The sequence below is a fragment of the Janthinobacterium sp. DSP2-3-3 genome (assembly GCF_049897325.1).
In the GTDB taxonomy this organism is placed as follows: Bacteria; Pseudomonadota; Gammaproteobacteria; order Burkholderiales; family Burkholderiaceae_D; genus Janthinobacterium.
This window is the reverse complement of the sequence record NZ_JAFCWA010000028.1, coordinates 1-7,832: the sequence shown is the minus strand read 5'-3', so window position 1 is coordinate 7,832 and position 7,832 is coordinate 1. Positions and strand designations below refer to the sequence as shown.

Genomic DNA, 7,832 nt, shown 5'->3' with positions numbered 1-7,832 from the left:
GATTTCATTCAACACGCCATCAGAAACCCGTTTGATCGCCTGCACCTACCACTGCGGATAGCCATGATAATTTCAACCCGATACATACCCGCAAGATTCGATGCCATGACCGTCTGGCCCCTCATCCTGGTACGGCCGGCCTCGCGTGGCGACAGCGCGCTGCTTTTGCACGAAATGGTGCATTACCGCGAGCAGCGCAATTGTGGCGTGTTGCCATGGCTGTTGCGTTATGCCATGTCGGCGCGCTTCCGCCTGGGCGCTGAAGTGCGCGGCTACCGCGCACAGCTGGCTGCCGGCGGCATTTCTCTGGAGCGTGCCGCCGCATTACTCATGCGGTACGGCGTCGATATCACCCATGCGCAGGCGGTTGCTCTGCTCAAGGCATCCAAGGATTGAACCGATGACGAACCTGCGAATCATTTACGATAATGCCGCCGACCGTGCCGCGCTGACGGCATCAAGTCAGGCCGGCGCGCTGGGCGTGGCCAACTTGCAGCGCGAAGGCAAGCATGACGTGCTGCGTTCGCTCGGCCTGGCCCTGACCATCACCGCCACCTGGCCCGCGCCCGAGATCATCGGCTGCGCGGCTCTGCCATTTTGCAACCTGACGCCGACGGCGACGATTCGCGTGCGCGGCTACGTCGAGCCAGGTGACGCCGTGCCCGATTTCGATACGGGCGTCGTACCGGCATGCGAGTACGCCAAGCTGGGCATGTGGGACTGGGGCGCGCTGCAGCTGGGCGTGAACGCCTTCAGCTACGGCGGCGGCACGTATGCGCGCTGCTGGCTCCCGATGGTCAGTATAAAGAAGCTGATCATCGAACTGGCCGATCCGGACAACCCGGCCGGCTACATCGAGGCGGCGCGCCTGGTGATCGGCCCTTACTGGAGTCCGGAGCAAAACGCCTCGTATGGTGCCGGCGTCACGTCGGTCGACACCAGCACCCAGTACCGCAATGGCGCCGGCGGGCAAACAGTAGGACGCGGTGCGCTGTATCGCAAGCTCACGCTTGCGCTCGATCATATGACTCCGCTGGACCGAGCCGAGGTGTGGCGCATCGTGCGCGGCAACGGACTGTCGCGTCCGTTGCTGATCAGCCTGTATCCAGACAGTGACGACGGCGAGCTCGAACAGGCGCACCAGGTGTATGGCCGCATCGCCAGCAATTCCGCCATCACCACCCCGTACTACCAGGCATATGCCACCAACATCGAAATCGAGGAAATGTAATGGGCGACTTTTTTTACTATGGCCAGAAGGATACGATTCGGCGCCTGAATGAGCTGGCCGGGCGCGGCGCCGTCGTGGCGTCGTATGCGCCAGCCGTGGGGCGGTCGCCGCTTGGCGGGCCGAATGGCTTTATGAATCCGGCGTGGTTTGATCCAAATTTACCCCTCTACACCAACGTACCCCTAGCAGTAAAAGCTGTTGGTAAATTTGGATACTCATTTCTTCACGGAGGCCAGCCTCAAGCTCTCTATAAGATAGCAACATTGCCTGTATCAGGTCTTGGCACCTATGCATCCCTGCGCATAGACGGGGTGCTTGGCGGCTGGGGATCGACCTACCTGTCAGCAATGACTGTGACCATGGGAAATCGCAACGGTTTTTCGGTAGATTGGTCTTCCAGCCGTTACCCCCCAATTGACGCAAGATTCCTTGTCCTCCAGGAAGCAGATGGAAGTCACTCTGTTTATCTATTTTTTCGTCCATCGTCATTTGCGCAAGCCGCGTTCAACTTGCAGGGTACGGGTTGCCAAACCTACGCGACCCCTTCTGCTGTTGGTTCAGTACTTGGCACGCTTGTATGGGATAGCGGGGCAAGTGTCGCAGAAGCTGGTTATATTGCCCCGGTATGGCGTGGCGCCCAGACAGGTGTAGGTACTCTAACCAATGAATTTCTTGGGGTAGGTGACGGCGCTATTGCTACGTCCTTCCTAGCAGCGGGTGCAAAACATGACGAGCATCCATCCGGGGCAGGAAAAGAGGTTCTAGGACTAGGTGTAGGTGGAGTATCTAATTCTGCACACGCCGGCCGCTTTGGGTTTTTAGCTGGGGCAGGTAATGGCGTAGTGTTCAAGGAAGGATACAAATTGGCTCTTAGAGCTTACGACACAGGCTCTAATGTGTGGTCAGCTGACCTGTTGAGTATTAAGGGCGATGGTGCTGTGTACATGCCGCTACTTAAAGCTGGCAGCTCAGACCCCTCAACCTTGCGTCACAACATCTGCCGTGGCACAGGCCAAGCAGCGGAAATTATATATTTTGGGGTTGACGGTGCTCCTGCACCAAGTGTTGGTATTTTAGCCGCTGACGGCACGGGTGGTTGGGCTGCATCGACTGCTGTCCTCTACGTAGGCAAGAACAGTGTAACAGGCCGGAGTATTGCCAGCGGTGGCACGATTACAGGTCAAGGCAGTGACGTAGCTGAGTATTTTTGGAAATGCCCATCCTGCGCCAGTGTGGCTGCGGGGCAGGTGGTTGGTATCAACAATAAAAATCAGATTACGGACTTGTGGGCTGAGGCGGTGATGTTTGCTATCAAATCCACTGATCCCTCGTTTGTTGGCGGCGACATCTGGTCGAAAAATGTTGGCCAGCGCCCTACGCCAAAAGCTGGTGCGGCCCCGACAGAGCCAAAGCGTCGTGCAAATGTAGTCACGCAGCAGCCAGTTCCCGGCGCTAATCCACCGGAATATGAGGACGTGGTAACGGATCCAGGTGACACCGATGACGATTGGGCAGAAAAGCAGACCGCCTACACCGCCGCGCTGGCCGCCCACAACATCGCCGTGCAGCAGGACGCCGAGGCCATGGCCGTCTTCAATGCCGCCCTGGAAGTCGAGCGCCAGAAGGTCGACCGCATAGCCATCGCCGGCCGCGTGCCGGTCAACGTGCAAGGCGCCCAGCCGGGCGATTACATCGTGCCGGTGCCGGACGGCGTCGGCATCAAAGGCATTTCCATTCGGAAGGCGGATCTCCCGAATTCACAGTACCTCGATGCCGTCGGGCGCGTGATCTCGATTGAACCCGACGGCCGGGCCTATGTGATGGTCAAGGTCGTGTAGCACAGCAGCACTCCACCACAAACCCGCTTCGGCGGGTTTTTTCGTTTCCGTTGTCGGAAATACTGTCTCACCTTTCCCTAGAAATTAGACAGCCATGCTCGTAATGTCAGCGCTAGCTGCTGCTCTAGAGCAATCCACCCACATACCCAACACGAAAGGCCAATATGGCTGAACCTGCAAGCAGCACCGTCGGCATCGCCATCGCCGCCGGCACTATCACCCTGACCGGGTCCATCCTGGGCGTGCAGTATGACGCGCTGCTGGCCGGCCTGGCTGGCGGCCTAGTTTCTCTGTCCTACCTGCCGCCCATGCGCGGACCCCAGATCGCCGGCAGCGTGATCGGCTCGTCGCTGATCGCGGGCTGGTTCGCGCCGGTGGCCAGCGTCACAGCCGCCAATTATTTCCCATTCCTGTCGAGCGCCGGCGAATCGGGTATTCGCATCGCCGCCGCAGCCGGCCTGGGCCTGTGCGCCCAGGTCATCATCCCGGCCGCATTCGCCTGGTTGCGCAAGAAAGGAGACGTGCCATGAACATTTTGTATTTGATCGACATGGCGGCGGCGGCCATCGTGCTGGCGCGAGGGCTGTTCGTCGAGCTCAACCACATGCGGCCTGGCACGGCCAGTCCTATCCGCATCACGTGGATAGCGCTCACGGCCGGTGCCGCCGCCGTGCTGCTGTTCGGCGTGACACCGGCCTGGCCCGAGGTGCTGCTCCATTGTGGCATCGCTGCGCTAGTCTGCGTCGACCGGCGCTCAACGTTCTGGAAGGGATCGTCATGCAACTGAGTAAAAATTTCTCACTGGCCGAACTGGTCGCCTCGCAGGTGGCCACCCGCAAGGGCATCGACAACACCCCTGCACCCGCCATCGTCGCCAACCTCACGCGCCTGGCCGCGCTGCTGGAGCAGGTGCGTGCGCTGGTGGGTGCGCCCGTCGCCATTTCCAGCGGATACCGCTCGCCGGCGCTGAACAAGGCCGTGGGCGGCGCGGGCAATAGCGCGCACGTGCAGGGCCTGGCTGCCGATATCAGCACAGCCAAGCTGGCGCCCAAGGCCCTGGCCATGCTGATCCGGCAAAGTGGCCTCGTCTTCGACCAGCTGATCTACGAGGGCACGTGGGTGCATATAGGCTTGTCGACGGGCGCGCCGCGGCGCCAGGTGCTAACGGCCAAGTTTGCGGGCGGTGGCGTCAGCTACGTGGCGGGCATCGTATGAGCGCCCTGGGCGCGCTGGCTGCTGGCGCCGTCAGCGGAATCTGGAAGGTGGCGGCCGTGCTGCTGGCTGCCGCGTTGCTGGTAGTAGCCAGCAGCGCCGGTACCAGCTGGTGGCTGGCCGCCGGCGACCGTGACGCCGCGCGTGCTGCGCTGGTGCAAGAGCAGGGCGTCAGCGCTGCGCTGCGCGCTTCGATCAGCGAGCAAAACCGCGCCATCGATGGAATGGCTGCGGCCACGCTGGCGGCGCAAGAGCGCGGCGCGGCGGCACAGGCGGCGGTCGCTGCCAAGGGCAAGAAGTATGATGCGGCCTTAGCGCAGATCGCGGGCGCGCGCGCCGCGACCTGCGACGAGGCCATGCCGGCCGTTAGGCAGATGCTGGAGGGCCTGCGATGAAACCCCAGACGGCGCGACAAATTATTCCAAAAATTATTCTGGCGGTGCTGCTGGTTGGTTGCGCCAGCGCGCCGCCAGCGCCGCAGTTGGTCGAAGTTCCCGTCTTTACACCATGTGTAAAGTCAGTACCGCAGCGGCCGGCCTACGAATTCGACAAGCTTGTGCCGATGGCTACGGATGGAGAGATTGTCCTGGCGCTGGCGCGGGACTGGCCGCGCGGCCGGAAGTATGAAGTGGAACTGGAGGCGGTAATTGCGGGCTGCGTTTTGCCAGAGGCAAAAGCAGAGCGCTGAGCGCATGCGCAAGCCCGCCTTCTGTGCAAGTGCTGGACCTGCCGCCCCGGCCGGTGCGGGTGGCGCCGAAGGAGGCGCTGCAGCCGATCCCGCCGGCGGGCTACTTCCTGACGCGGTGGCGCGAGATATTCAAGCCTTGATTTTGCAGGCGGAAGAAGTGGCCTCAACTGGTCGGGCGTGCCAGGCGTTTGTGAGGGTGAATGGATTAGGGGAATAGAGCTGTCCGCATGAGCCAGTGCAGACGTCTGCACTGGCTAAGCGCTACAGGACGTTCGCCTTTCAATCGCATCCGGTAGCGACCATACCGAGGTAACTCTGCGTTCTGCTTGCCGTAGAACTACTCTCAATGCGACATCCATGGGTACGTTGTGACGGCGCATATAGACAATTGCATGAACTGCGCCAAGCACCGCCTCCATATCAATCGCCGAATTGATAATTGCCTCCGACAGAAAATCGATTCTTCGGTTTGAATGCGTGAAATATTTTGGTAACAAATCGCTTTTCACTTTACACCCCATGGTCACAAGGATTGCCAGCTCAAGAAAATATCCACTCCGCAATCATCGTGATATGCGGCAATGCAACAATTATATGGCGGTAAACTGGCCGGAATTGTATTGAATTGTCACCGACCGTTTAGTCATGCGTCCGTTGACGTAACCGGGCGTAAAATGGTGTCTTCAAGAGGTAGTAGGGCGTCAATTGCACCAGTGTGGATGAGTTCGAGTGCCAAGGCCTTTGCTTCAATCTGGGCAGCTCGCTCGGCCCCAAAATGCGTTAGGGTAGGTATTTCAATGATACGGGAGAGTTTTACGCCATTCCGCGAGGTGACCAATATTACGCCCAAGTACGACCCTGCTCCCGTCGAATAAACGCAGACTTGATACTCATAGCCTTTAATTTGATGCTTACCAGCCATAGTAGGTGATCCTCTAATATAGAGAACGACTATACAGGAAGATCGCTTTAGAGATTAACTGGATTCCATTCAAAATAGTTCTGCGTCAAGCATGTGTGTTCGCTCTGGTCGATTCGTCCGTACATTTTTTACTGTATAGCATGTATCGACTAGCTGGCGCCGCCCCGGTGCGCCAGTTTCAGAGCATCGGCACCGAAATCACATCGCCCAGCCGCTCACCCAGCGCCGCCCACGCCGCCCGCTTCTCATCTGCATAGTCGTGCAGCATGTAGTGCCTGCGCACGTTGCTACCGGTAGGGTATGGTTTTTGCGGCGGCCGATCAGTTCGGAAATGATGCGTGACAACTACTCGTTAGGATCGGGGGAGCAGGGCGGGCTCTTCTAGTTACAAATTCCGCCTTCTCGTCGTTCATTTTCGCCATTATACTGTATTTATATACAGTGCATTCGGAGTGCGTGATGAAGGTATGGGCGAGGCGACGGCGAGAGGGCGGGGCGGTGCTGGGAACACCCGCGCCGGTGGTCGAGGGCGCCATATTATTGGAGCTGCTGGTGGTTGAGGTCACGCTGGAGGGGAATCGACGCCCGTCAAAAGTAGCGCGCTTGCAGACGATAGGCGCGCCGCGCATTCTGGCGCAGCTTGCCAGGCCCAAGCTGGTGCGAGCACAGGGATGGAATCTGGTGCTGAGTGGCATTGAGGCAACGAGGGATGAGTCTGGCCATGCCCGCGAGGTCGCCCAGACCTGGGTGTGCAAACTTTTCGTACCGGAGAAAGCGGTCGGATTCAGGGTCAAGGAACTCTATCGATCCGGAGTAGCGCTACCGAAAAAACTTGCGCGCGAGAGCGGTGGCTCGCGCGGGTCGCTGGCTGTGGCCGACGACTACTCAAATGTGCTAGAGCGGCATACCACTTGCGCCGAGCTGCGCAGTCATCAGATTTCCACGTTTCCTGAGGGGCGTTTGATAGACTGTCACATCGAGTGGATGTCGGAAGAGTCGTTCGAGCTGGGAGGCTTGCAGTTGCGGGAAGCATTTGAGAGCCGGCCCGAGCAGTTGGAGCGAGGCGGGTGGATGATCGACATCGACTTCAAGGAACGCGAGCTGTCGAAGAGCGACGCGCGCATGCTGCGATAAAGTTACTCCAGCACCCCTTTTAGGCCTATCGCCCTTTTCATGCAAAGATTACCCGATGACGCCCAGCCAGCTACGCGCTGTGCTTGGTCGACCAGAACGATGACTTCGCAGCCGGCAGCCTTACTGCCATAGTTCAGCTGCAGATATTCGCCGAGGTGTTGATAGCTGGCGGGCGTGCCGTAGCGGGCGGCGAGGGCGAAGCTGTTCATCCCGATGATATCTGGCGTTTTTTTGTCGCCATGGTTGCCTGCTGCGCAGCCTGCCGCAGCACACAGCAAGGTAAGCGAAAGCAACTGGCGCATGATTGATGACCTAGCATTGTTGGGGCAATGGATGGTAGCGCGCAATGTTGGGGTAACCCTTGCGGAAGTTCAGGCTGGGGTTAAAAAATTGGCAGTCTGACCCAAGAAACTGACGATCCAGCAAGGATGCAGAGAGGGAATTACAAGTGCGTCGGAGATTTTTTGCGGAACAATGCCAGTTTTGCGGAACTGGCGGTAATGAGAGAAATAGTGAGTACTATCTCTGAAAATGGCGTGTGCGCTGGTGCCCGGAGCCGGAATCGAACCGGCACGCCCTTACAGGCGGGAGATTTTAAGTCTCCAGTGTCTACCAGTTTCACCATCCGGGCAGCGCGGCGAGATTCTAGCACAGGTGATGCCCTAAATGCCATCTTGTGCCTGAGCGAGGCAGGGCGATTGCATGAAGCATCAAGTCGGTAAGCCCAAGACCTTGGCAAGATAGTCGGCACTCCAGCCCGCTTTTAAGCGTTTGGTAGCGATGCCGACCTTGGTCGACTTTTCATTT

10 protein-coding genes and 1 tRNA gene are annotated in these 7,832 nt (G+C 58.9%); 9 read left to right on the top strand and 2 right to left on the bottom strand.

Annotated features, from left to right (window positions below; all coding sequences use genetic code 11):
• The 9 genes from ACP7DE_RS27875 to ACP7DE_RS27835 form a co-directional block, all read left to right on the top strand.
• The coding region (locus tag ACP7DE_RS27875) for a hypothetical protein (protein ID WP_426075164.1) at positions 1 to 396 on the top strand (396 nt) is incomplete at its 5' end.
• Between the two features lie 4 nt (positions 397 to 400).
• On the top strand, positions 401 to 1,231 hold the full coding sequence (locus ACP7DE_RS27870) for a hypothetical protein (RefSeq protein WP_426075163.1): 831 nt from the start codon (positions 401 to 403) through the stop codon (positions 1,229 to 1,231).
• Entirely contained in the window at positions 1,231 to 3,069 is a 1,839-nt protein-coding gene (locus tag ACP7DE_RS27865; protein ID WP_426075162.1) for a hypothetical protein, read from the top strand. Before ACP7DE_RS27870 ends, ACP7DE_RS27865 begins: the two co-directional genes overlap by 1 nt.
• 164 nt (positions 3,070 to 3,233) lie before the next feature.
• Positions 3,234 to 3,599, top strand: a complete 366-nt coding sequence (locus tag ACP7DE_RS27860; protein WP_071077676.1) for a hypothetical protein — start codon at positions 3,234 to 3,236, stop codon at positions 3,597 to 3,599.
• The gene (locus tag ACP7DE_RS27855; RefSeq protein ID WP_426075160.1) at positions 3,596 to 3,856 is read left to right on the top strand and encodes a hypothetical protein; all 261 of its coding nucleotides are present in this window, start codon (positions 3,596 to 3,598) and stop codon (positions 3,854 to 3,856) included. The genes ACP7DE_RS27860 and ACP7DE_RS27855 overlap by 4 nt, the downstream gene beginning before the upstream one ends.
• The gene (locus ACP7DE_RS27850) at positions 3,847 to 4,284 is read left to right on the top strand and encodes a D-Ala-D-Ala carboxypeptidase family metallohydrolase (RefSeq protein WP_426075159.1); all 438 of its coding nucleotides are present in this window, start codon (positions 3,847 to 3,849) and stop codon (positions 4,282 to 4,284) included. Before ACP7DE_RS27855 ends, ACP7DE_RS27850 begins: the two co-directional genes overlap by 10 nt.
• Positions 4,281 to 4,676 carry a hypothetical protein gene (locus ACP7DE_RS27845; RefSeq protein ID WP_426075157.1) on the top strand — a complete coding sequence of 132 codons (396 nt, stop codon included), beginning with the start codon at positions 4,281 to 4,283 and terminating at the stop codon, positions 4,674 to 4,676. Before ACP7DE_RS27850 ends, ACP7DE_RS27845 begins: the two co-directional genes overlap by 4 nt.
• On the top strand, positions 4,673 to 4,969 hold the full coding sequence (locus tag ACP7DE_RS27840) for a hypothetical protein (RefSeq protein WP_426075156.1): 297 nt from the start codon (positions 4,673 to 4,675) through the stop codon (positions 4,967 to 4,969). Before ACP7DE_RS27845 ends, ACP7DE_RS27840 begins: the two co-directional genes overlap by 4 nt.
• 1,381 nt (positions 4,970 to 6,350) lie before the next feature.
• Positions 6,351 to 7,025, top strand: a complete 675-nt coding sequence (locus tag ACP7DE_RS27835) for a hypothetical protein (protein ID WP_426075155.1) — start codon at positions 6,351 to 6,353, stop codon at positions 7,023 to 7,025.
• Between the two features lie 2 nt (positions 7,026 to 7,027).
• On the opposite strand, the gene ACP7DE_RS27830 is transcribed toward ACP7DE_RS27835, so the two are convergent.
• The gene (locus tag ACP7DE_RS27830; RefSeq protein WP_426075154.1) at positions 7,028 to 7,327 is read right to left on the bottom strand and encodes a hypothetical protein; all 300 of its coding nucleotides are present in this window, start codon (positions 7,325 to 7,327) and stop codon (positions 7,028 to 7,030) included.
• 242 nt (positions 7,328 to 7,569) lie between these two features.
• Positions 7,570 to 7,656 (bottom strand) — tRNA-Leu (locus ACP7DE_RS27825).
• Between the last annotated feature and the right edge of the window lie 176 nt (positions 7,657 to 7,832).